This is a genomic window from Phenylobacterium sp., assembly GCF_036563385.1.
Taxonomy (GTDB): domain Bacteria; phylum Pseudomonadota; class Alphaproteobacteria; order Caulobacterales; family Caulobacteraceae; genus Phenylobacterium.
This window is the reverse complement of record NZ_DATCML010000014.1, coordinates 1-20,014: the sequence shown is the minus strand read 5'-3', so window position 1 is coordinate 20,014 and position 20,014 is coordinate 1. Positions and strand designations below refer to the sequence as shown.

At 69.5% G+C, this 20,014-nt stretch carries 21 protein-coding genes and 1 tRNA gene; 6 read left to right on the top strand and 16 right to left on the bottom strand.

Annotation, left to right across the window (positions count from 1 at the left end):
- Nucleotides 1-10: 10 nt before the first annotated feature.
- From VIL67_RS13865 to VIL67_RS13855, 3 genes are read right to left on the bottom strand one after another with little or no spacing between them, the layout of a single operon-like run.
- Nucleotides 11-487 (bottom strand): NUDIX domain-containing protein, encoded by a 477-nt coding sequence (locus tag VIL67_RS13865; protein ID WP_332049497.1) that lies wholly within the window; start codon nucleotides 485-487, stop codon nucleotides 11-13.
- On the bottom strand, nucleotides 487-1,494 hold the full coding sequence (locus tag VIL67_RS13860) for a phospholipase C/P1 nuclease family protein (RefSeq protein WP_332049496.1): 1,008 nt from the start codon (nucleotides 1,492-1,494) through the stop codon (nucleotides 487-489). Before VIL67_RS13860 ends, VIL67_RS13865 begins: the two co-directional genes overlap by 1 nt.
- A 39-nt stretch (nucleotides 1,495-1,533) precedes the next feature.
- The gene (locus tag VIL67_RS13855; protein ID WP_332049495.1) at nucleotides 1,534-2,130 is read right to left on the bottom strand and encodes a glutathione S-transferase family protein; all 597 of its coding nucleotides are present in this window, start codon (nucleotides 2,128-2,130) and stop codon (nucleotides 1,534-1,536) included.
- Nucleotides 2,131-2,316: 186 nt separating this feature from the next.
- Between VIL67_RS13855 and VIL67_RS13850 the strand changes: the two genes are divergently transcribed.
- Nucleotides 2,317-2,796 (top strand): 3D domain-containing protein, encoded by a 480-nt coding sequence (locus tag VIL67_RS13850; protein ID WP_332049494.1) that lies wholly within the window; start codon nucleotides 2,317-2,319, stop codon nucleotides 2,794-2,796.
- A 25-nt stretch (nucleotides 2,797-2,821) separates the two neighbouring features.
- Entirely contained in the window at nucleotides 2,822-3,358 is a 537-nt protein-coding gene (locus VIL67_RS13845) for an AAA family ATPase (RefSeq protein ID WP_332049701.1), read from the top strand.
- Between the two features lie 130 nt (nucleotides 3,359-3,488).
- Here the strand turns inward: VIL67_RS13845 and VIL67_RS13840 are convergent, their stop codons facing one another.
- The 6 genes from VIL67_RS13840 to cobA are packed head-to-tail and all read right to left on the bottom strand — an operon-like array spanning nucleotide 3,489 to nucleotide 8,415.
- A complete protein-coding gene (locus VIL67_RS13840) occupies nucleotides 3,489-4,307 on the bottom strand; it encodes a ferredoxin--NADP reductase (protein ID WP_332049493.1) in 819 nt (272 codons plus the stop codon).
- Between the two features lie 22 nt (nucleotides 4,308-4,329).
- A complete protein-coding gene (locus VIL67_RS13835) occupies nucleotides 4,330-5,073 on the bottom strand; it encodes a phosphoadenylyl-sulfate reductase (protein ID WP_332049492.1) in 744 nt (247 codons plus the stop codon).
- Between the two features lie 2 nt (nucleotides 5,074-5,075).
- Nucleotides 5,076-5,579, bottom strand: a complete 504-nt coding sequence (locus tag VIL67_RS13830) for a DUF934 domain-containing protein (protein ID WP_332049491.1) — start codon at nucleotides 5,577-5,579, stop codon at nucleotides 5,076-5,078.
- Nucleotides 5,563-7,218: a nitrite/sulfite reductase gene (locus VIL67_RS13825; RefSeq protein ID WP_332049490.1), complete on the bottom strand. Its 1,656-nt coding sequence runs from the start codon at nucleotides 7,216-7,218 to the stop codon at nucleotides 5,563-5,565. The genes VIL67_RS13830 and VIL67_RS13825 overlap by 17 nt, the downstream gene beginning before the upstream one ends.
- A gap of 10 nt (nucleotides 7,219-7,228) precedes the next feature.
- Nucleotides 7,229-7,588: a DUF2849 domain-containing protein gene (locus VIL67_RS13820; protein ID WP_332049489.1), complete on the bottom strand. Its 360-nt coding sequence runs from the start codon at nucleotides 7,586-7,588 to the stop codon at nucleotides 7,229-7,231.
- On the bottom strand, nucleotides 7,585-8,415 hold the full coding sequence (gene cobA / locus VIL67_RS13815) for a uroporphyrinogen-III C-methyltransferase (RefSeq protein ID WP_332049488.1): 831 nt from the start codon (nucleotides 8,413-8,415) through the stop codon (nucleotides 7,585-7,587). The genes VIL67_RS13820 and cobA overlap by 4 nt, the downstream gene beginning before the upstream one ends.
- 176 nt (nucleotides 8,416-8,591) lie before the next feature.
- Between cobA and gcvA the strand changes: the two genes are divergently transcribed.
- Together gcvA and VIL67_RS13805 are read left to right on the top strand one after the other, a co-directional pair.
- Nucleotides 8,592-9,548 (top strand): transcriptional regulator GcvA, encoded by a 957-nt coding sequence (gene gcvA, locus VIL67_RS13810; protein ID WP_332049487.1) that lies wholly within the window; start codon nucleotides 8,592-8,594, stop codon nucleotides 9,546-9,548.
- A gap of 14 nt (nucleotides 9,549-9,562) precedes the next feature.
- A complete protein-coding gene (locus VIL67_RS13805) occupies nucleotides 9,563-9,898 on the top strand; it encodes a chorismate mutase (RefSeq protein WP_332049486.1) in 336 nt (111 codons plus the stop codon).
- A 6-nt stretch (nucleotides 9,899-9,904) separates the two neighbouring features.
- Here VIL67_RS13805 and VIL67_RS13800 read toward each other — a convergent pair whose 3' ends face one another.
- Entirely contained in the window at nucleotides 9,905-10,225 is a 321-nt protein-coding gene (locus VIL67_RS13800; protein ID WP_332049485.1) for an Hpt domain-containing protein, read from the bottom strand.
- Between the two features lie 94 nt (nucleotides 10,226-10,319).
- On the opposite strand from VIL67_RS13800, the gene VIL67_RS13795 reads away from it, so the two are divergent.
- A tRNA-Lys gene (locus VIL67_RS13795) sits at nucleotides 10,320-10,395 on the top strand.
- 82 nt (nucleotides 10,396-10,477) lie between these two features.
- Here VIL67_RS13795 and VIL67_RS13790 read toward each other — a convergent pair.
- Nucleotides 10,478-11,479 (bottom strand): class 1 fructose-bisphosphatase, encoded by a 1,002-nt coding sequence (locus VIL67_RS13790; RefSeq protein ID WP_332049484.1) that lies wholly within the window; start codon nucleotides 11,477-11,479, stop codon nucleotides 10,478-10,480.
- Nucleotides 11,480-11,557: 78 nt separating this feature from the next.
- Nucleotides 11,558-12,517, bottom strand: a complete 960-nt coding sequence (locus VIL67_RS13785) for an alpha/beta hydrolase (protein WP_332049483.1) — start codon at nucleotides 12,515-12,517, stop codon at nucleotides 11,558-11,560.
- Between the two features lie 58 nt (nucleotides 12,518-12,575).
- Between VIL67_RS13785 and VIL67_RS13780 the strand changes: the two genes are divergently transcribed.
- Nucleotides 12,576-14,144, top strand: coding sequence for a carboxylesterase/lipase family protein (locus VIL67_RS13780; protein ID WP_332049482.1), 1,569 nt, complete (start codon nucleotides 12,576-12,578; stop codon nucleotides 14,142-14,144).
- Here VIL67_RS13780 and VIL67_RS13775 read toward each other — a convergent pair.
- The 4 genes from VIL67_RS13775 to VIL67_RS13760 all read right to left on the bottom strand — a co-directional run.
- Nucleotides 14,141-15,100: a UDP-glucuronic acid decarboxylase family protein gene (locus tag VIL67_RS13775; protein ID WP_414696212.1), complete on the bottom strand. Its 960-nt coding sequence runs from the start codon at nucleotides 15,098-15,100 to the stop codon at nucleotides 14,141-14,143. The genes VIL67_RS13780 and VIL67_RS13775 overlap by 4 nt on opposite strands.
- Before the next feature lie 23 nt (nucleotides 15,101-15,123).
- Nucleotides 15,124-15,849, bottom strand: coding sequence for a class I SAM-dependent methyltransferase (locus tag VIL67_RS13770; protein WP_332049481.1), 726 nt, complete (start codon nucleotides 15,847-15,849; stop codon nucleotides 15,124-15,126).
- Nucleotides 15,850-15,866: 17 nt separating this feature from the next.
- Nucleotides 15,867-17,945, bottom strand: a complete 2,079-nt coding sequence (locus tag VIL67_RS13765; RefSeq protein WP_332049480.1) for an O-linked N-acetylglucosamine transferase, SPINDLY family protein — start codon at nucleotides 17,943-17,945, stop codon at nucleotides 15,867-15,869.
- 190 nt (nucleotides 17,946-18,135) lie between these two features.
- A partial coding sequence (locus tag VIL67_RS13760; RefSeq protein WP_414696211.1) for a beta strand repeat-containing protein occupies nucleotides 18,136-20,014 on the bottom strand: 1,879 nt, incomplete at its 5' end.

Here is a 20,014-nt window from a genome sequence, read left to right as displayed (position 1 = left end):
AGGCCCCGCACTAGCCGTTCGAGCGCGCCCGCTCAAGGCTCCGCATCCAGGCGGCCACGGCCCAGGCGTGGGCGTCGCGGTCCAGGGCCGTGAGCGCCGCCTGCGGGCTGATCCAGAGGAGGGTGTGGTCGTCCTCCACCTTCAGCGACGGGTCCTCGGCCGCGACCGAGGCTACGAAGAACTGTCCGCGGGAGTTGTGCGCCCAGCCGTCGTCGTTGACGAAGTAGAGGTCGGCCCGGGCGAACGGCTCCGCCCCCACCTCCACGACCAGCCCGGCCTCCTCGCCGCATTCGCGCATCACGGCCTGAGCGGCGCTCTCGCCCGGATCGACGCCGCCCCCGGGCAGGTCGATCACCCGCCCCCGGCGACGGCTCTCCACCTGCACCACGGCGATCATCCCGTCCTGCAGGATGAGGGCGAAGGCGGCGGGCCGGTCGGGATAGTCGCGGCCCGGCTCACGTTCGCCGAACTGCGGGACGGCCCGCATCAGTCGATGCCGTAGAGGTTCGGATAGGGGTCCACTGTCCCGGCGAGCACGTCCCGCACGGCCACCGGCCGCCAGCCGACCTTGCTGTCGAGGCTGGCCCGCCAGCTCTCGACAATCACATCGCGAAGCTCGGACGCCCCCACGGCCAGCTGCTGGGTGGCGAAGGCGGGTCCGCGCGGGTCGTTGGGCGCGAGGCCGCCGGCCTTCTCCAGCTCGTAGAAGGGGATGACCAACTGGCCCGTGGCCAGGAGGTAGTCAGCCGTACGCTTCTCCAGGCTGCAGCCGCACACCCGCAGCGGGGCGACCTTGGCGTGGACGTCGGCGGCGCGGACCCGGGTCTTCACCAGGTCGCTCTCGAACGGTCCGTGCAGGCGCGCCGTCGAGTAGCCGTTCGGGTTCGGGTAGTCGCCCCAGCCATTGAAGTGGACGCTGACGTGCAAGGGCTGGCTGCCGTCGCCCACGAAGTGCGACAGCTCTCCAATGGTGCGCAGGATCAGGCCCTCGCGACGGAGCCGGTCGGTCTTGAACCAGGCGCGGTGCGCCTTCCATTTGGGATTGGCTTCCGCCGCCTTGAGAACCCGCCAGTAGGCGAAATCGCTGGTCAGCTGCTGGCGCCGATCGATGATCGAGAACTGCAGGTAGCCGGCCTTCCACATGTCCAGCCCGGCGGCGCGCAACGCGGTCTCATAGTCGGCCTTGGTCGCCTGGAACGGCAGGAAGGCCGGCCCGCCCAGCACCTTGCCCGCCTCGTCGAGGTCCACGAAGTGCGCCGCGTCCCGGTCATGGTCGTGGACCTTGCCGGCTCCCTTGGAGCGGTCCGGCTCGCGGGACAGCTCGCCGATCTCGGCCACGGCGGCCTGGCTCCGCAGGAAGCCAGGGACTTCCGTCGGCAGGGCGCGCGCGGCCGCCTCGCCGACCATGCGGTGGCCGCTAGAGCCCCAGGCGAGCACGTGGGTGGGAGCCGCCACCAGGGCGGCCAGGACGAGGGCGGAAAGGGCGCGCTGCATGTGCGCCCCTTTGCGGGCTCCCCGATCCGAAGGCAAGTCTCAGGCGGGCTCCACCGCGGCGATGCCAAGCGCCTGCTCCACGCGGGAGACCCAGGCCTTCACCTTCGGATAGTCCGCCAGCCGGAAGCCGCCCTCCTCGGCGAACCGCGTGTAGGCCACCAGCGCCACGTCCGCGAGCGTCAGCCGATCGGTGACCAGGAAGGCAGACCCCGCCAATCCGTCCTCGAGGCGCTGCAGCGCCGCCTTGCCCCGCTCCACCAGCCGCGGCTCCAGCTCCGCCGGAGCCTTCCCGAGGTACTTCACCTGGAAGCGGGCGACGGCCACGTAGGGCTCGTGGCTGTACTGCTCCCAGAACAGCCACTCGAGCATGCGGGCGCGGTCATAGGCCTCCTGCGGGACGAGCTGCGAACCCTCCGCCAGGTGCAGGATGATGGCGTTCGACTGGGCGAGCGGCCGACCGTCCTCCAGCACCACCGCGGGCACCTGGCCCGCCGGATTGAGGGCCAGGAACTCGGGTGTCCGCGTCTCCGCCTTGAGCACGTCGGTCTCGACCCACTCGTAGGGAATCCCCAGGAAATCCGCGGTCCATTTGACCTTCAGGCAGTTGCCGGAGATGGAATCGCCGTAAATTTTCATGGTCTCAGCCCCCGAGCTTCAGCAGAGCCAGAGGCGAGAATTTCTTAAGGAAAGCAAGCCATCCTGTCTCACGGACGCTGTTAGCGTCTCTAACAGACAACATGGCCGCACCCGCTGCGGGTTGCCCCGCAGGCGGAGTCCGGGTACGACTCCGGCCACCAGTTCAACGACGAAGGAGACGCCGTCATGCGACGCCGCCTCGCCGCCCTGGCCGCATTCTCCCTGATTGCTGTGGCCTCTAACGCGCAAGCCGCGCCCAAAGATCCGCTCGGCGATCTGATCATGTCGGTGATCACCGGCTCCATGCCCACCGCGCCGGGCTGGAACGTGAAGGCCACCCTCTACCATGCCGGCGCCAAGGGCGTTGGCGCCCTCGACTCCCTCGGCTGCAAGGTCGTCGCCATGCGGACCGTCGCCGTCGACAAGAACGTGATCCCGCGCCGCAGCGTCCTGTTCATCAAGGAAACCGTCGGCCTGAAGATGCCCGACGGCAAGCTGCACGACGGCTACTGGTACGCCTCGGACGTGGGCGGCGCCATCAAGGGCCAGCGGATTGACCTCTACACGGGCCGCGGCTCGGCCTCGATGAGCCCGATCAAGAGCCTGAACCTCGCCACGCTGTCGGCCGTGAAGGTCGGCGAATTCAAGGGCTGCCCGCCGGCGTGACCTTGCGGGCGCCGCGGAGCGACGCCTGATCCACAAACCCGATCTGTTTGCCCTGACCGGCGGCCCCGGCGCCGGCAAGACCACGCTCGTGCGCGCGCTGCAGGCGCGCGGGCTGACCTGCGTTGCCGAGAGCGCGCGGGCGATCATCCGCGAGCACGGCGGTCGTCCGCCCCTGCCCCGCTTCGCGGCGCTGATGTTTGATCGTGACCTGGCGCACTTCCACGCGGCGGAGGGGCCGGCGCTGCTGGACCGGTCCCTGGTGGACGCCTGGGGCACGTACCGGACGGCGGAGGGCGAGCGGCTGGTCCGTACGCACCGCTACAACCCCCGGGCCCTCATCGCCCCGCCCTGGCGCGAGATCTATGTGCAGGACGCCGAGCGAGACCAGACCTGGCATGAGGCGGTGGCCAGCTTCGAGCTCTGCGCCCGCGCGTACGAGGATGCCGGCTACAGGCTGGTGGAGCTGCCGCGCGCGCCGGTGGAGGATCGGGCGGACTTCGTGCTGGCCCTCATGGCCTCCCTCTCCTCCGCTCGTCCCGGCGAAAGCCGGGATCCAAGCTGAGTCAGAGCAGACAAGGAGCCGTCCGGCCCACAGCGCCACAGCATCGCGGCCCGTCGGGGCGCGACAGCTGGCTCAGCTTGGGTCCCGGCTTTCGCCGGGACGAGCGGTGGAATGGCGCGCCCGCCCCGCCTCAGGTCTCCACGAAGGCTTTCTCGAGGACGAAGTCGCCGGGGTTGGCGATGGAGCCTTCGACGAAGCCGCGGTCTAGGAGCTGCTGCTTGAGGTCGACCAGGACGGACGGCCCGCCGCACATCATGACGCGGTCCACCGCAGGGTCGAGCGGCGGGGTCCCCAGATCGCGGAAGATCTGGCCGCTCTCGATCAGGTCGGTGATCCGGCCCTTGGTGCGGAAGTCTTCCCGGGTGACGGTGGGATAGTACTTGAGCTTGTCGCCGATCAGCTCGGAGAGCACCTCGTCGTTCGCCAGCTCCTCCTCGAAGAGCTCGCGGTAGTTGAGGTCCTTCACCTGGCGCACGGTATGGGTGACGATCACCTCGTCGAAACGCTCGTAGACCTCGGGCTCGCGGGCCAGCGACAGCCAGGGCGCAAGGCCGGTGCCGGTGCCAAGCATGTAGAGCCGCTTGCCGGGCTTCAGGCCGTCGAGCACAAGGGTGCCCGTCGGCTTGCGCCCGATCAGCACCTGGTCGCCGACCTTGATGTTCTGCAGGCGCGAGGTCAGCGGCCCGTCCGGCACCTTGATCGAATAAAACTCCAGCTCCTCGTGCCAGGACGGCGAGGCGACCGAATAGGCGCGCACCAGCGGCTTGCCGTCCTCCTTCATCAGCCCGACCATGACGAACTGGCCGCTGGAGAAGCGCAGGCCCGGATCGCGGGTGGTGCGGAAGGAGAACAGGCTCTCGGTCCAGTGCTGGACCCAGGTCACGGTCTCCACATAGAAGGCGCCAGAGGCCTTCAGCGCCGGCGGCGCGGCTGCGGTCACGTCGTTCATTCGAAGCTCTCTCGCGGGCGGCCTAGATGTCGCCGCCCATGTCGGTGACGGCCCCGGGGGCGCGGGCCACATGTATCCCGCATTCGGTCTTGTCCAACCCTTTCCAGCGGCCGGCGCGGACATCCTCGCCTTCGGCCACCGGCTGGGTGCAGGGCCAGCAGCCAATCGAGGGGAAGCCCTGCGCCACCAGCGGGTGAGCGGGCAGCTCGTGCTCGGCCGCATAGGCGTCGAGCTCGGCCTTCCCCCAGTTGGCCAGCGGGTTGAACTTCACCTTGCCGTCGGCTTCCTCGACCACCCGCAGGCGCAGCCGGTCTCCGCCGTGGAAGCGCTTGCGCCCGGTGATCCACGCCGCAAAGTCGCCCAGCGCCCGGTCCAGCGGCTCGACCTTGCGGATGCGGCAGCAGGCGTCGGTGTCGGTCTGCCACAGCTTGGCCTGCGGATCCGCGGTGGCGAGGTCCTGGTAGAGGGGGCGGATGTCGCGCACGTTCGTGAGGCCGAGGTGGGCCGCCAGCTGCTTGCGGTAGTCCAGCGTCTGGCCGAACAGGTGGCCGGTGTCGAGGAACAGGACCGGCGTGTCGGGCTGCACCTGTGAGAGCATGTGCAGCAGAACGGCCGATTCCGCTCCGAAGGAGGAAACCAGGGCCAGGCGGCCGCCGTAGTGGGCCACCGCCGCCCTCAGGATCTCGATCGGATGGGCGTCACGAAGCTCGGCGTCCAGACGCTCGGCCATGGAGGGCTCCCTGGCGGTGACATTGTCGTAGGCCACACTCACCCTCCCCGCTCCACATAGGCGGGCGCCCGCGTGTCGGCGGCGCGCTGGTACACGTGACGGAAGCGACGGGTCGCCCGCTGCCACACCTCCGGCGTTGAACCGTCGGCCGGCTCGAAGGCGTCGAAGCCGCAGCGGACCATGTGGCCCGCCTGCTCGCGCAGGACGTCGCCCACTGCCCGGATCTCGCCCTTGAAACCATACCGCTCCCGCAGCAGGCGGGCGTTGGTGTAGGCGCGGCCGTCCCCGAACTTCGGGAAGTTCAGGGCCACCACCGCGATCCGCGGCAGGTCATAGGCCAGCGCCTCGACCTCCTCGGCGGCTTCCAGCTTCACGCCCACCTTGCGGCCTTCGGACAGCAGCCGGTCGCCTTCCGCCTGGAAGCGGGTGAGCGAGATGATCACGTCGCCTTTGGGGATCGCCCAGTCATCGGTGACTGTGGTGTACGGGTCCTCTACGAGGGTGAAGGCTCCGTCGGCGGAGAGCTTAATTCGCGTCGGCATAGACAGCCTCCTTGAAGGGCGCGACGCCGGTGCGGCGGAAGGTGTCGAGGAACCGCTCGCCGTCCGCCCGCTCGCGCAGGTAGACGTCCACGAGGGTGTCCACGGCCCCGGCGACCCGGTCGTAGGGCAGCGCCGGGCCGAGGATCTGGCCGGTGGTGGCGTCCTCCGCCCCCGAGCCCCCCAGCGTGAGCTGGTAGAACTCCTCGCCCTTCTTATCGACGCCCAGAATCCCGATGTGGCCCACGTGGTGGTGGCCGCAGGCGTTGATGCAGCCGCTGATCTTGATCTTCAGCTCGCCCACCAGTTCGGCCCGATCCTGGTCGGCGAACTTCCTGGCGATGTCCTGGGCCACGGGGATCGCCCGGGCGTTGGCGAGCGCGCAGTAGTCCAGGCCCGGGCAAGCGATGATGTCGCTGACCAGGTTGATGTTGGGCGTGGCGAGCCCGGCCTTGGCGAGCTCGGCCCAGACGGTCGGAACGTCGTCCAGCCGCACGTGCGGCAGGACCAGGTTCTGCTCGTGGGTCACCCGGATGTCGTTCTGGCCGTAGCGCTCGGCAAGGTCGGCCACGACCTCCATCTGCTCGGCGGTCGCGTCGCCCGGCGTCTGGCCAATGGCCTTCAGGGAGATCTCGACGATGCCGTAGCCGGGGATCTTGTGGGGCTTCAGGTTGTTGCGCACGAACCGCGCGAAGGCCGGGTCGCCTGCCTTGGCTTCCTCGAACCGCTCGGAGCGGTTGGGGAAGGTGTCGAAGGACTTCGGCGCGAACGCCCCGCGGATGCGGGCGAGTTCGGTGTCCGGCAGATCCACCGCCGGGCCGATCTTTTCCCACTCGGCTTCCACCTGGCGCGCAAACTCCTCGCGGCCAAGCGAGGCCACCAAGATCTTGATCCGCGCCTTGTGGATGTTGTCGCGCCGACCGTGGCGATTGTAGACCCGAAGGATCGCCTCCAGGTACGAGAACAGCCGGTTGGCCGGCAGGAACTCGCGGATGGTGGGCGCGATGTGCGGCAGCCGGCCAAGGCCGCCGCCGACCATCACTTCGAAGCCCAGTGCGCCGTCGCGGGCGCGCTTCAGCACCAGGCCGATGTCATGGGTCTTGGCCGCCGTACGATCCTTCGGCGCGGCGGTGATGGCGATCTTGAACTTGCGCGGCAGCCAGTTGAACTCGGGGTGCACCGTCGACCACTGGCGGATGGCTTCCGCCCAGACACGCGGGTCGTCGATCTCCTCGGCCGTCGCGCCGGCGTAGGGGTCGGCGGTGACGTTGCGGACGCAGTTCCCGCTGGTCTGGATGGCGTGCATGTCCACCTGCGCCAGGTGGTCCATGATGTCCGGCGCGTCCTTCAGCTTGATCCAGTGGAACTGCAGGTTGGTGCGCGTGGTGAAGTGGCCGTAGCCCTTGTCGTAGGTCCGCGCGATCCACGCCAGCTTGCGCAGCTGGGTGGGGTTCAGCGAGCCGTAAGGGATCGCGACCCGCAGCATGTAGGCGTGCAGCTGCAGATAGAGGCCGTTGCGCAGCCGCAGGGGCTTGAACTGGTCCTCGGTGAGTTCGCCGGCGAGGCGGCGGCCGACCTGCTCGCGGAATTCCGCGGTGCGGTCCGCCAGCATGTCCTTGTCGATGGCGTCGTACTGGTACATGGGCGCGCCTCTACTTGCGCTTGATCAGGTTGACCCGGCCCGACGAACGGGCCGCGCCTTGGGTGGCGAGCAGGGCTTCGACGAAGGCGCCGCCCTCCTCCTGCTTGCCGTGGGCGAGGTTCGTGGGGCCGAGCGCGCGGATGCGCTCGCGGTAGCTGACGGGAGCCCAGATGCCCTCGGCCTCCATCAGGTCGATGAGGTAGGGCTCCACCACGACGGTGGGCTGGTTCTTGCCGTGCGCCTCGGCGGCCTCGGCCTCCGGATCCCCGTCCTGGAACAGCTGGGCCTCGGCGAAGCGCTCGACCCACTGGCCCGCGCTCCAGAACACCACCTCGCCGTCGGCCAGGCGGTTTGCGGTCAGGGCCCTCATGCCCGCGCCTCCTTCAGCAGGGTTTCGTTCTCGGCTTCGCCTTCACGGGCGAGGGCCATCGCTTCGCCGATCACAAGCAGGGCCGGCCCGCCCAGCGCCGCGGCGGCCTCGGCAAGCCCCGCCACGGTGGTCACGACCCGACGCTCGTCCGCTCGCGAGGCGTTCTCGACGATCATAGCCGGGGTGGCCGGGTCGCGGCCGGCCGCCATCAGCCGGGCGGCGATCGGGGCGGCCATGGACAGGCCCATGTAGATGACGACCGTGTGGTTGGGGCGGGCGAGGCTCGTCCAGTCAAGGTCGGGCTCGGCGCCCTTAGCCGCATGGCCGGTGACGAAGGTGACCGCCTGGGCCGAGCCGCGGTGGGTCAGCGGCGCGCCGGCCGACGCGCTCGCGGCCAGGGCGGCGGTGACGCCCGGCACCACATGGCAGGCCACGCCGGCCTCGCGGCAGGCCTCCAGCTCCTCGCCGCCTCGGCCGAAGATGAACGGGTCCCCGCCCTTCAGGCGCACCACGTTGAGGCCCTCCAGCGCGAAGGCCACGAGCATGCGGTTGATCTCGCCCTGGCTGTAGGTGTGCCGCGACTTGCGCTTTGCCACCGAGATGCGACGCGCGCCGGCGGGCGCAAGGTCCAGGATCTCGTCCGACACCAGGCCGTCGTGGACCACCACCTGGGCGCCCTGCAGGGCCTTCAGCGCCTTGATCGTCAGCAGCTCCGGGTCGCCGGGTCCGGCGCCCACCAGCCACACGGCGCCCGGCGCGCGCGGCGGCTTGCCGCCGAGCACGACCAATCGGTCGGCGCGTCTTTGACTGTCGGAGGGGTGCCGCATGAAATTAGCTTCTCTAAACATACACGGCCCGGAATCAGGACGGGACGGACCGGGGCCCGTCCCGCCAGGACGCCCGCCGGTGAAAAGGGCCGATACACCGGCGGACGCTTGCAAATAGGTGTCGCAGGGGCCAATTCGCAACCGAAAGACTTCTGTCGGGGCTGTCAGAGATTCTTATGGAACGTCCGCACGAGCGCCGGCGTCTGCCGCCTCTGAACGCGCTGCGCGCGTTCGAGGCCGCGGCGCGCCACCTGAACTTCAGTCGGGCCGCCGACGAACTGTCGGTGACCCCCGGGGCGGTCTCCCAGCAGATCCAGAACCTGGAGGACTACGTGGGGGCGGCGCTGTTCAAGCGCACGCCCAAAGGCCTCCTGCTGACAGACGCGGCGCAGACCGCCCTGCCCGCGCTGCGCGAAGCCTTCGATCGGCTGGCCGAGGCCGCCAGCCTGCTGACCGCCGCCGTGGACGGCCGCCGGCTGACCATCACCGCCCCGCCCTCCTTCGCCGCCAAGTGGCTGGTGCCGCGGCTGGGGGCCTTTGAACGCGCCCACCCGCAGGTGGACGTCTGGCTCTCCGCGGGCATGGAGCTGGTGGACCTCACCGCCGGCGAAGTGGACCTGGCCATCCGCTACGGCGCTGGCCGCTACCCCGGGCTGGAGGTCGCCCGCCTGGTCAGCGAGACCGTGATCCCGGTGATCAGCCCCGCGCTGCTCCAGGAGATCCCGCTGGCGACCCCGGAAGACCTCAAGAACCACACCCTCCTGCACGACGGCTCGCCCGAGATCGACGACAGCTGCCCCGACTGGCCCATGTGGCTGGCGGCCCGCGGCCTGAAGGGGATCGACGGGCATCGGGGGCCGCGCTTCAACCAGTCGAGCCTGGTGATCGAGGCGGCCGCAAACGGCCGCGGCGTGGCGCTCGCCAAACGGACGCTGGCCCAGGCGGACCTGGACGCCGGACGCCTCGTGGCCCCGCTGCAGATCGCCACCGCGGTCGATTTCGCCTATTACCTCGTCCATCCCAAGGCCAAGGGCCGGCTGCCGCAGGTGAAGGCCTTCATCAGCTGGATCGAGGCGGAGGCCCAGGCGCACGAGGCGGCCCTGGCGGCCATCGACCACGGCGCCGGCATCTGACGAACGAGAGTTTAGTGACCACCACCACCGTGACGATCGACGAGCGGCCGGCGCCGGCTGACTGCACCACCATGGCCGAGGTCCGACAGGGCGTGGACGCCCTGGACCGGGCGCTCGTTCTGCTGCTGGCGGAGCGCCAGCGCTACATGGACGCCGCCGCCCGCATCAAGCCCGACCGCAACATCGTGCGTGACGAGGCCCGCATCGAAGACGTGGTGTCGAAGGTGAAGGCGGCGGCCCGGGAGGCCGGGCTTTCGGAAGAGATCGCCGAGCCCGTCTGGCGGCTGCTGATCGAGCGCTGCATCGCGCATGAGCTCGCCGCCTGGGACCGCCTGCGCCAGACGGCCTGACCGGGCTCAGCCCCTTGCGCGGTAGGCCTCGATCTCCTGCACGGCGGCGGCCAGGGCGGCGCGCACCGGCGGCAGGTCGTCAGGCGCGCCGAACTCGGCGGTTTCGCAGACATCCCCCAGGGCGCGCGCCCCGATCCCGCGCGCCGCGCCCTTGATGGTGTGGACCAGGGCCCGCCAGTCTGGATTCGAGTCGTTCAGCCCCGCCGCCCAGGCCTCGGCTTGCTGGCAGAACAGGGCGAGCACCTCGCCAACCACCTGACGGTCGCCGGCCGCGAAGCCCTCAAGGTAAGCAAAATCAACAACTTGCGCCTGACTTTCCACCGTCACGCAACAACTCTCCCCACACGCCTTGCCAACGCCGCGTTTTCGCGTATTTTCCGCGCCCTCGCCGCCGGCCGCCTTCGGGCTCCGGAGCCGGGACGGGTGTATAGCTCAGTTGGTAGAGCAGCTGACTCTTAATCAGCGGGTCCAAGGTTCGAATCCTTGTACACCCACCACTTCCTCCGACATCGCTGAACGGTAGCTGCCTCTCGGCGCGGCGCCCGCCGGGCGGCTCCACCGAACGTTACGCTGAGGGCCTCAGGCGGGCTGCAGCGCCTCTGCGTGCAGCGTCTGAAGGCGCTCCACCTCGGCGGCGGAGCCCAGCATCACGGAGACGCGCTGGTGCAGGCCGGTGGGCTTGGCGTCGAGGGTCGGGCCAAAGCCGTCGTAGGAGGCGCCGCCGGCCTGTTCGACCACCAGGGCCATGGGGTTGGCTTCGTACATCAGGCGCAGCTTGCCCGCGCGGTTCGGCTCGCGGGCGTCCCACGGATAGAGAAAGACGCCGCCACGCATGACGATGCGGTGGACGTCGGCCACCATCGAGGCCACCCACCGCATGTTGAAGTTCTTGCCGCAGGGACCGGTCTCGCCCGCTAGGCAGTCCTCGATGTAGCGGCGCACGGGCGGAGCCCAGTGGCGCATGTTCGAGGCGTTGATGGCGAACTCCTTCGTCTCGCGAGGGATGGCGATCCGATCCGAGACCTGCAGCCAATGGTCCGTTTGTGGGTCGAGGGTGAACGCAGCGACGCCCTGGCCGGTGGTGAACACCAGGGTGGTCTGCGGGCCGTACACCACGTAGCCCGCCGCGGCCTGGTTGCGACCGGGCTGCAGGAAGTCGGCTTCCGTGGCGTCCCGGGGCGTGTCGGCCTTCACCGGCAGGACCGAGAAGATGGTGCCGATAGAGACATTGACGTCGATGTTGCTCGAGCCATCCAGCGGGTCGAACAGCAGGAGGTAGCGGGCGTCTGCGGAGACCGGACGCACCGGGTGGATGGTGTCCATTTCCTCAGAGGCCATGGCGGCCAGCGCCGGGGCCTTCGCACAGGCGGCGATCAGCAGGTCGTTGGAGACCACGTCGAGCTTCTTCTGGACCTCCCCCTGGACGTTCTCGCTCTCGAGCGCACCCAGGATCTCGCCGGCCGCGCCGCGGCGCACCAGGCCGCTGATCCCGGCGCAAGCCTCGGCCACGGTGGCGAGCAGCTGAGCCAGACCCGGCTCGACCGCGCCGCCGGACAGGTATTGCTCGAGCGTCACCGCCATTTGACGTCCCCATGTTCACAGGCTGCGAATCCCCGCCGGCCGCAGCTCCCGGCGAAGAGCTTCAACGAAGCTTCGCGGTCAAGGTTCCCCCTGCGCCTGTGTACGGGCGACCTGGCGCATCCACCAGGCGTGGAACAGTTCGGGCGTGGCGGCCGCCGGCTTGCCCGCCGCCCCACGCCTGCCGAAGCCATGGCCGCCCTCCTCGAACCAATGGGCCTCGGTCGCGACCCTCGCGCGGCGCAGGGCGGCGTACATGCCCAGGCTGTTCTCGATCGGCACGCTGGCGTCGTCGGCGGCGTGGACGAGGAAGGTGGGCGGCGCGGCCGCGGTGACGCGCGTGTCCATGGAATAGGCCGCCGTGTCCGCGGCCGAAGGGGTCTCGCCCAGCAGTTGCCGGCGCGAGCCGGCGTGCGCCGTCTCCGGCCGCATGGAGATCACCGGATAGATCAGGCCGGCGACGTCAGGCCGGGCGGACAGTCGGTCGGCTCCGTCCACGGGCGCATAGGTCCGTTCCGTGAAGCGAGTGATCAGCTGTGCCGTCAGATGGCCGCCGGCGGAAAAGCCCAGCGCCGAAACGCTGCTGGTCGCTGGAGTCGCCGCGCGAACCAGCCTGATCGCCCGCTGGACGTCCTGGAGCGGCGCGTCCCGCCCGCCCGCCCAGCCGTCGCTTGGCAGGCGGTAGAGCAGCACGTAGGCGGTGACGCCCCGGGCGGCTAGGAAGCGGGCGAATTCGAAGCCCTCCTTGTCCACCACGACGCGCACATAGCCGCCGCCCGGCGCGATGAGGCAGGCATGGCCGTTCGGCCGCTCGGGTCGGAAGACGGTGAGCTTGGGCCGCACCACGGCCGTAACCGCCCGGTCGGCGGGCTGGCCGGGTTTTGCCCGCTCGACCATCTCCTCCCGCAGCCCCTGTCCGCCCCCGCCCGGCGGTCCGGCCGGCCAGAGGGGAATGACCTCCGCCGGATCAGGCTGCGCCGAGGCGAGCGCCGGGGCGGCGGCCAGGGCAGCGGTGATCAGGCTGCGGCGATCGAGGTCCATGGCTTCTCCTTGGCGCGATGCTACCGGTGTCATAGCCTCACCGGAAGGGAGTTGCCCGATGACCTTCGTCACCCGCCGAGCCGTGCTCGCCGTCTCTTCCGGCCTCCTGGCGCCTGCCGGCGTCGCCCGGGGCGCGGAGCACCCCGTGGCCCGCACCAAGGCCGGCCGAGTGCGCGGCTACACCGAGGGTCCGGTCAAGGTGTTCAAGGGCGTCCGCTACGGCGCGGACACGAAGCCAAGACGCTTCCTCCCGCCATCGCCGCCGAGGCCGTGGCCGGGCGTGCTGGAGGCGTATGACTATGGCCCCGCGTCTCCACAGCCTGGGCCGGAGCCCAACCAGTCGGAGGACTGCCTCTTCCTGAACGTCTGGACGCCGGGCCTGCGCGACGGGGCGCGCCGGCCGGTGATGGTCTACTTCCACGGCGGCGCCTACTCGACCGGATCGGGCTCGAGCCCGCTCTACGACGGCGTCCGGCTGGCGCGACGCGGCGATGTGGTGGTGGTGACGGTGAACCATCGCCTGAACGCCTTCGGCTACGCCTACCTGGCCCGGCTGGGCGCCTCCGACCTCGCGGACAGCGGCAATGTGGGCCAGATCGACCTGCTGCTCGCCTTGCGTTGGGTGCGGGACAACATCGCCGAGTTCGGCGGCGACCCGACCCGGGTGATGGTGTTCGGCCAGTCGGGCGGAGGCGCCAAGATCGCCACCTTGATGGCGACCCCGGCGGCGGCCGGACTGTTCCACCGCGCCGCCACCATGAGCGGCCAGCAGGTCACCGCCTCAGGCCCTCTGAACGCTACGCAGCGGACGCTGGCCTGGCTGGACGCGCTGAAGCTGCGCCCGGACCAGACCGACGAGCTGCGCACCCTGCCCGTCGAGCGCCTGGTCGATGCGTTGGGCGCCCGCGACCCCGTCCTGCCCTTCGGCGCCATCTACTTCGGCCCGGTCCTCGACGAGCGGACCCTGCGGCGCCACCCCTTCTATCCGGACGCGCCGGCGCAGAGCGCGGCCATCCCGATGATCCTTGGCAACACCCACGACGAGACCCGCGCCTTCCTCGGCGGTGACGAAAGCAACTTCACCGTGGGCTGGGACGGGCTGGCCGCGAAGCTCGGGCCGAACATGCGCGTCGACATCTCGCCCGAGCTGGTGATCGCCCGCTATCGGGAGCTCTATCCGCACTACAGCCCAAGCGACGTGCTGTTCTCGGCCACCACAGCCTCCCGCTCCTGGCGCGGGGCGGTTATCGAGGCGGAGCTCCGGGCGCAGCAGGGGGCGCCGACCTGGGCCTACCAGCTGGACTTCCCCTCGCCGGCCGAAGGCGGGCGGCTGAAGGCCTTCCACACGCTGGATATCCCGCTCGTCTTCGACAACACGGCGGCGCCAGGGGCGCGCACCGGCGACGGGCCGGAGGCTCGCCGGGTTGCGACCCTGATGAGCGAGGCCTTCCTGGCCTTGGCCAGGACCGGCGATCCGAACCACCGCGCCCTGCCCCGCTGGTCGCCATACAGCCTGCCCAGGCGGCCGACGATGGTGTTCGACGTGGAGACGCGGCTCGTGGACGACCCGCGCGGCGAAGAGCGGGAGCTCTTCGCCAAGGTCCCCTACGTGCAGCCCGGAACCTAGGCCTTCGCCAGCTCCGCGTCGCTCTTCAGCAGGCCGTCGAAGTAGGCGACCGTCTTCTCCAGGCCCTGGCGCAGCGGGATCGTCGGCTCCCAGTCCAGGATCTCCTTGGCCTTGGCGATGTTCGGCTGACGCTGCTTCGGATCGTCCTGCGGCAGCGGCCGGTGCTCGATCTGCGACTTCGAACCGGTGATCTCAACGACAAGGTCCGCCAGCTGGCGCATGGTGAACTCCCCGGGATTGCCCAGGTTGATGGGCCCGGTGATCTCGTCGCCGGTGGCCATCAGGCGCAGGAAGCCTTCCACCAGGTCGTCCACGTAGCAGAACGAGCGGGTCTGCAGCCCGTCGCCATAGAGGGTGATCGGCTGCCCCTTCAGGGCCTGGACCACGAAGTTGGAAACCACGCGCCCGTCGTTAGGGTGCATCCGCGGGCCGTAGGTGTTGAAGATCCGCGCCACCTTGATGCGCAGGTTGTGCTGGCGCCGGTAGTCGAAGAACAGCGTCTCGGCGCAGCGCTTGCCCTCGTCATAGCAGGAGCGGAAGCCGATCGGATTGACGTTGCCCCAGTACTCCTCCGGCTGAGGGTGGACGGTGGGGTCGCCGTAGACTTCGCTGGTGGAGGCCTGGAAGATCTTCGCCTTCCGTCGCTTGGCCAGGCCCAACATGTTGATCGCCCCGTGGACGCTGGTCTTCGTCGTCTGCACCGGGTCATACTGGTAGTGGATCGGGCTCGCCGGGCAGGCGAGGTTGTAGATCTCGTCCACCTCCACGAAGAGCGGGAAGGTCACGTCGTGGCGCAGCAGCTCGAACCCGGGGTTCGAGAGCAGGTGCCCCACGTTGCGACGGGCCCCGGTGTAGAAGTTGTCGACACAGAGCACTTCGTGCCCCTGCGCCAGCAGGCGTTCGCACAGGTGCGAGCCGATGAAGCCGGCGCCGCCGGTGACCAGGATACGCTTCATGACCAGGCTCTCTGCGGTACGGCTCAGGCCTTGCCGCTCGCGCCGTTCTTGCGGAGCACGGAGATGAAGTAGCCGTTGTGCCAGTCGCTCTCCTTGCCGCCGACCGCCGGATGGCTGTTGTCGAGCGTGGTGCGCACCTCAATCTGGTGCATGACTTCCAGGCCAAGGTCGCGGATCGCGTCCATGGTGCCGTTGCGCACGGCCTCCCAGTTCCAGTCGTCGACGATGAACACGAACTCGTCGGTCAGGGACTCCCAGGCGTAGGTGAGCGCGTCGTACTGGTCCTGGTACTCGTGGGGCCCGTCGAAGAGGTAGACGTTGAACTTGCCGAGCGCCTTGTAGTCGACCTTGCGGAAGTCCTCGAACAGCACGCTGGTGCGGGCGTTGAGGCCGCCGCAGTTGGCGAGGTTCATGAAGAAGTGCTGCACCGGGCCGCCGAACAGCGACCAGTTGTCGATGGCGGTGGCCTTCAGCGTGTTGCCGAAGATCGCCGAGCAGAAGGTCGAGCCCGCCCAGGAGCCGATCTCCAGATAGCGCGGGTTGCTGACGTAGCCGATCACGTTGTTCAGGAAGTAGCGGAACTTGCGGCCTGACATGCCCTGGATGTCGAGCACGTAGTCGACGAGCTTGCCCTTCTCCTCGCGCGCCTCGTCGAAGGCTTTGGCGACGGCGTCGACCAGCGACAGACCAGGGGCGACAGAGATGGTGGGCTCGCTGAAGGCGATAACCTCAGCCGTGGCGTTCTTCATGGGAGGCATCCTTCAGGTCAGGCGGCGGCCGCACGCTTGGCGCGCGGGCTCTGGGCGGGTTGCGGAACACCGTCTTCAGAGGCGGCGTGCGCCTCCGTCCACAGGCGCGTGTCGGCGGGGAACGGCCGGTTGCGGTGCGCCTTGGCGAGCCGCTCGAGGTAGAAGCCGTGGTAGTCGTCGAGCGTCTGCATCTCGACCGCCTCATGATCGAGGCTCGTGCCGACGGCGAGATAGGGCTTCAAACCGGCGAGGTCGGGCCTCGGGCGCACGCCACGCGCATGGTCGGCGCACATCTGCCTGTAGAGATCCTCGAGATTGGCCGTCAGCGTATCCATGTCGAAGAGCGTGCAGCTGTCGCGCCCGGACTCCAGCCGGACCCGGAGGGCCGCGAGTTGGGCCGGATCGCCGGCCAGCTCGACGGCGCGCTCCACGTACTCCTCGGGCGTGGCGCAGATCAGCTCGGGCAGACCGGCGGCCCGCACCAGGCTGCCGCAGACCCGGGAGGCGAAGCTGCGGCCGGGCAGGGTGAGCACCGGGACGCCCATCCAGAGCGCATCGGACGCGGTCGTGTGGGCGCCGTAGGGCGTGGTGTCGAGGAAGAGGTCGGCCAGCGGGTAACGCGCCAGGTGCTGGTGGTTGTGCATCTTCGGCGCGAAGATCAGGCGCGAGGCCGAGATCCCGTTGGCTTCGGCGAAGTCGCGGAGGCGCTGCTGCGTCGAGGCGGAGGATTCCAGCAGCCAGAGCACCCCATTGGGGACCTGCCTGAGGATCTCCATCCAGCGCAGGACGGTGAAACGGGTGAACTTCTGCACGCCGTTGAAGCAGCAGAAGACGAAGGCGTCGTCCGGCAGGCCAAACTCGGCGCGGGCGGGCCGCTGGTCGTCGACGCGGCGGCGGCGATCGTTCGGTTGGTAGCAGGGCAGCCGCAGGACCTTCTCCGAGTAGTAGAGCTCGGCGTCCGGCGGGATGATGAAGTCGTCCGCGATCACGTACTGGTGGTAGGGCGAGCCCATCGTGCCGGGGTAGCCCAGCCAGTTGACGAGCACGGGGGCGGGACGACGGGCGAACACCGCGCTGCGGGCGTCGCGCGTGTGTCCGTTGACGTCCACCAGGATGTCGATGCCGTCCGCCGCGATGCGCGCGGCGGCCTGGTCGTCGTTCATCCCGCGGATGTCGACGTAGTGCTCGACCGCGGCCTTGATGCGCTCGTGCAGCGCGCCGGACGGGGGCACGCCGCAATAGTAGGCGAACACCTCCACCTTCTCACGGTCGTGCAGCTCGAAGAGCTCGGCCATGAGGTAGCCGATGGCGTGGTCGCGCAGGTCCGATGACACGTAGCCGACGCGCAGGCGCCGCCCGGTGAGGTCAATGTCGGCGTCGCGCCGGTCGTGCGGGTTCTCGGCGGGCTCGGGGACGGCGGCCTCCACGAAGCGCGCGGCGTTGGCGAGCTGCAGCAGCGGATCGTCGGTGTAGGCGGCCATGGAGAGGGGATTGATGTTCCCCATGATGGCCTTGCGCTCGACATTGTCCCACGGCTGCACGACCGGCCATTCCAGCTGGCTCAGCCGCAGGGCGACGTACTGCTCCATGACGTCGCGCTGGTCGGGATTAATCTCGAGCGCCGCCTTCAGGGCGGCCTCGGCGTACTCCTGCCGTTGCAGGTCCGAGCTCAGGCGACCGATCTGCTTCAGGGCGGTGACCACGAAGCCGACGCTCTTGCCGGTGACCGGGGCGGACTTCTGGGCGAGGTTGCGCCAGATCTCCAGGCCCTGGTCGGGCTGTCCGCCCCGCTCGAACACGCCGCCGAGGTTGATGTAGGCGGGCGCGAAGTCCGGGTCGGCGGCGATCGCCTCCTGCAGCGAACGGGCGGCGCCTGACAGGTTGCCGGCGTCGCTCTGCAGCACCGCGCAGTTGAAGTGCGCCACCTGCCGCTGGGGATGCTCGGCGTTGAACCGCACCCACACCTGGTAGAGCTGCTGGGCCTCGTCGGTACGGCCCGCCGCGTTGAGCTGTGTGGCGGCGTCGATCAGTTCGCCGATCCCGCAGGCGCCGGCGGTGATCTTCTGCATGGCGGCGAGGAAAACGTTCTCGGACATTACTTTCCCGGGTTTCACCCGCGCCCCGTCCCCTTCGGGGCGGAATCACGCGTCGATTCGGCTCAGGAAATCATCGCACGCTGTTCGGACCGGACAATCGGCGGCCGCCCGATTGGGGGCTGTCGCGCCATCAAGCCGCACCCCGCCCGTGCCCCCTCCCCCGACCGGGAGAGAGGGACGGGCCGCCCGATCAGGTCGCCTGGATGTAGGCGTCCACCTGATCGTCGTTGAAGCTCTGGACCTGCGCCACGGTGAAGGCGTTGGCCTGCGTGGTGGTCATCGACAGGATGTTGGTCGAGGACAGGTGGTCCAGCTGCGTCGTGGAGAGGGCCGCGATCTGGCTCGTGGTGAGCGAGTCGATCTGGGTGGTCGTCAGCCCATCGATGATGGTCGTCGACAGCGCGGCGATCTGCTGGCTCCCGAGGGCCTCCAGCTGGGTCGGCGCGAAGTCGGCGAAGTCCGTCAGACCCAGCGAGCCGATCTGCGTCGTCGTGAGGCCCTTCACCTGGGTGGTGGTGAGCGACTGGACCTGGGTCGAGCTCAGCTGGGCGAAGTTCGTCGAGCCCAGCCCGGCCAGCTGGGTGGCGCTGAGCGCCTGCAGCTGGGTGGTGGTCAGGTCGTCGATGTCCGTCGTGCTGAGGCCGGCCAGCTGGGTGTTGGTCAGGGCCTTCATCTGGGTCGCGTCCAGCGCCTTCTGCTGGGTGCTATCCAGGGCGGAGAGGTTGACGGCGCCGAGGCCGGCGACCTGGGTCGCCGTCAGGCCGCCGATCTGGGTCGAGGTGAACTCGCCCATGTCGGTGGTCGACAGGCCGCCGAGCTGGGTGGCCGTGAGGCCCTTCAGCTGGGTGGTGTCGAGGCCCTGCACCTGGGTGCTGTCGAGCGCCGAGAGGTTGGTGGTCGAGAGCGCGCCCAGCTGGGTCGAGTTCAGCGCGTCGATCTGGGTGGTCGCCAGCTTCCCGAAGTCGGTGGCGTCCAGGTTCTTCAGCTGGGTCGCCGTCAGGCCGCCCACCTGAGTGGTCGTCAGGCCGCCGAGCTGCGTGGTCGCCAGAGCCGACAGCGCGGTGTTGGTCAGCCCCCCGACCTGGGTGGAGGAGAGACCGCCCAGCTGGGTGGTCGTCAGCTCACCAAGGTTGGTGGTGGTGATCGCCAGCAGCTGCGTGGCCGCCATCGCGCCGAGCTGGGTCGAGGTAAGCTCGCCCATGTCGGTGGTGGAGAGGCCCGCCAGCTGCGCCGTGGTGATGCCCTTCACCTGCGTCGTCGTCAGCGCGCCCATCTGGGTGCTGTCGAGCGCCGAGAGGTTGGCGGCGCCCAGGGCGGCCACCTGGGTGGAGGACAGCGCCTCGACCTGCGTCGAGGAGAAGTCGCCCATGTCGGTGGTCGACAGGCTGCCGAGCTGGGTGTTCGTCAGCCCCTTCACCTGGGTGGTCGTCAGCGACTGGACCTGGGTCGAGCTCAGTTGGCTGAAGTTCGTCGAGCCCATGCCCGCCAGCTGGGTGGCGCTGAGCGCCTGCAGCTGGGTGGTGGTCAGGTCGTCGATGTCGGTCGTGCTGAGGCCCGCCAGCTGGGTCGTGGTCAGCGCCTTCATCTGGGTCGCGTCCAGCGCCTTCTGCTGGGTGCTATCCAGGGCGGAGAGGTTGGCGGCGCCCAAACCAGCAACCTGGGTCGCCGTCAGGCCGCCGATCTGGGTCGAGGTGAACTCGCCCATGTCGGTGGTGGAGAGCCCGCCGAGCTGGGTGGCCGTGAGGCCCTTCAGCTGGGTGGTGTCGAGGCCCTGCACCTGGGTGCTGTCGAGCGCCGAGAGGTTGGTGGTCGAGAGCGCGCCCAGCTGGGTCGAGTTCAGCGCGTCGATCTGGGTGGAGGTCAGCTTGCCGAAGTCGGTGGCGTCCAGGTTCTTCAGCTGGGCCGCCGTCAGGCCGCCCACCTGCGTCGTCGTCAGGCCGCCGAGCTGAGTCGTGGCAAGCGCCGACAGCGCCGTGTTGGTCAGGCCGCCGACCTGCGTCGAGGAGAGGCCGCCCAGTTGGGTCGTCGTCAGCTCACCGAGGTTGGTGGTGGTGATCGCCAGCAGCTGC

Bases quoted from the DNA above. Each gene is read 5' to 3' on its own strand.
- VIL67_RS13865 (WP_332049497.1), bottom strand. From the start codon at position 487: ATGCGGGCCGTCCCGCAGTTCGGCGAACGTGAGCCGGGCCGCGACTAT.
- VIL67_RS13775 (WP_414696212.1), bottom strand. From the start codon at position 15,100: ATGAAGCGTATCCTGGTCACCGGCGGCGCCGGCTTCATCGGCTCGCAC.
- VIL67_RS13855 (WP_332049495.1), bottom strand. From the start codon at position 2,130: ATGAAAATTTACGGCGATTCCATCTCCGGCAACTGCCTGAAGGTCAAA.
- VIL67_RS13770 (WP_332049481.1), bottom strand. From the start codon at position 15,849: ATGAAGAACGCCACGGCTGAGGTTATCGCCTTCAGCGAGCCCACCATC.
- VIL67_RS13860 (WP_332049496.1), bottom strand. From the start codon at position 1,494: ATGCAGCGCGCCCTTTCCGCCCTCGTCCTGGCCGCCCTGGTGGCGGCT.
- VIL67_RS13830 (WP_332049491.1), bottom strand. From the start codon at position 5,579: ATGCCGACGCGAATTAAGCTCTCCGCCGACGGAGCCTTCACCCTCGTA.
- VIL67_RS13790 (WP_332049484.1), bottom strand. From the start codon at position 11,479: ATGGCGGTGACGCTCGAGCAATACCTGTCCGGCGGCGCGGTCGAGCCG.
- VIL67_RS13780 (WP_332049482.1), top strand. From the start codon at position 12,576: ATGACCTTCGTCACCCGCCGAGCCGTGCTCGCCGTCTCTTCCGGCCTC.
- VIL67_RS13785 (WP_332049483.1), bottom strand. From the start codon at position 12,517: ATGGACCTCGATCGCCGCAGCCTGATCACCGCTGCCCTGGCCGCCGCC.
- VIL67_RS13840 (WP_332049493.1), bottom strand. From the start codon at position 4,307: ATGAACGACGTGACCGCAGCCGCGCCGCCGGCGCTGAAGGCCTCTGGC.
- gcvA (WP_332049487.1), top strand. From the start codon at position 8,592: ATGGAACGTCCGCACGAGCGCCGGCGTCTGCCGCCTCTGAACGCGCTG.
- VIL67_RS13765 (WP_332049480.1), bottom strand. From the start codon at position 17,945: ATGTCCGAGAACGTTTTCCTCGCCGCCATGCAGAAGATCACCGCCGGC.
- VIL67_RS13825 (WP_332049490.1), bottom strand. From the start codon at position 7,218: ATGTACCAGTACGACGCCATCGACAAGGACATGCTGGCGGACCGCACC.
- VIL67_RS13820 (WP_332049489.1), bottom strand. From the start codon at position 7,588: ATGAGGGCCCTGACCGCAAACCGCCTGGCCGACGGCGAGGTGGTGTTC.
- VIL67_RS13850 (WP_332049494.1), top strand. From the start codon at position 2,317: ATGCGACGCCGCCTCGCCGCCCTGGCCGCATTCTCCCTGATTGCTGTG.
- cobA (WP_332049488.1), bottom strand. From the start codon at position 8,415: ATGCGGCACCCCTCCGACAGTCAAAGACGCGCCGACCGATTGGTCGTG.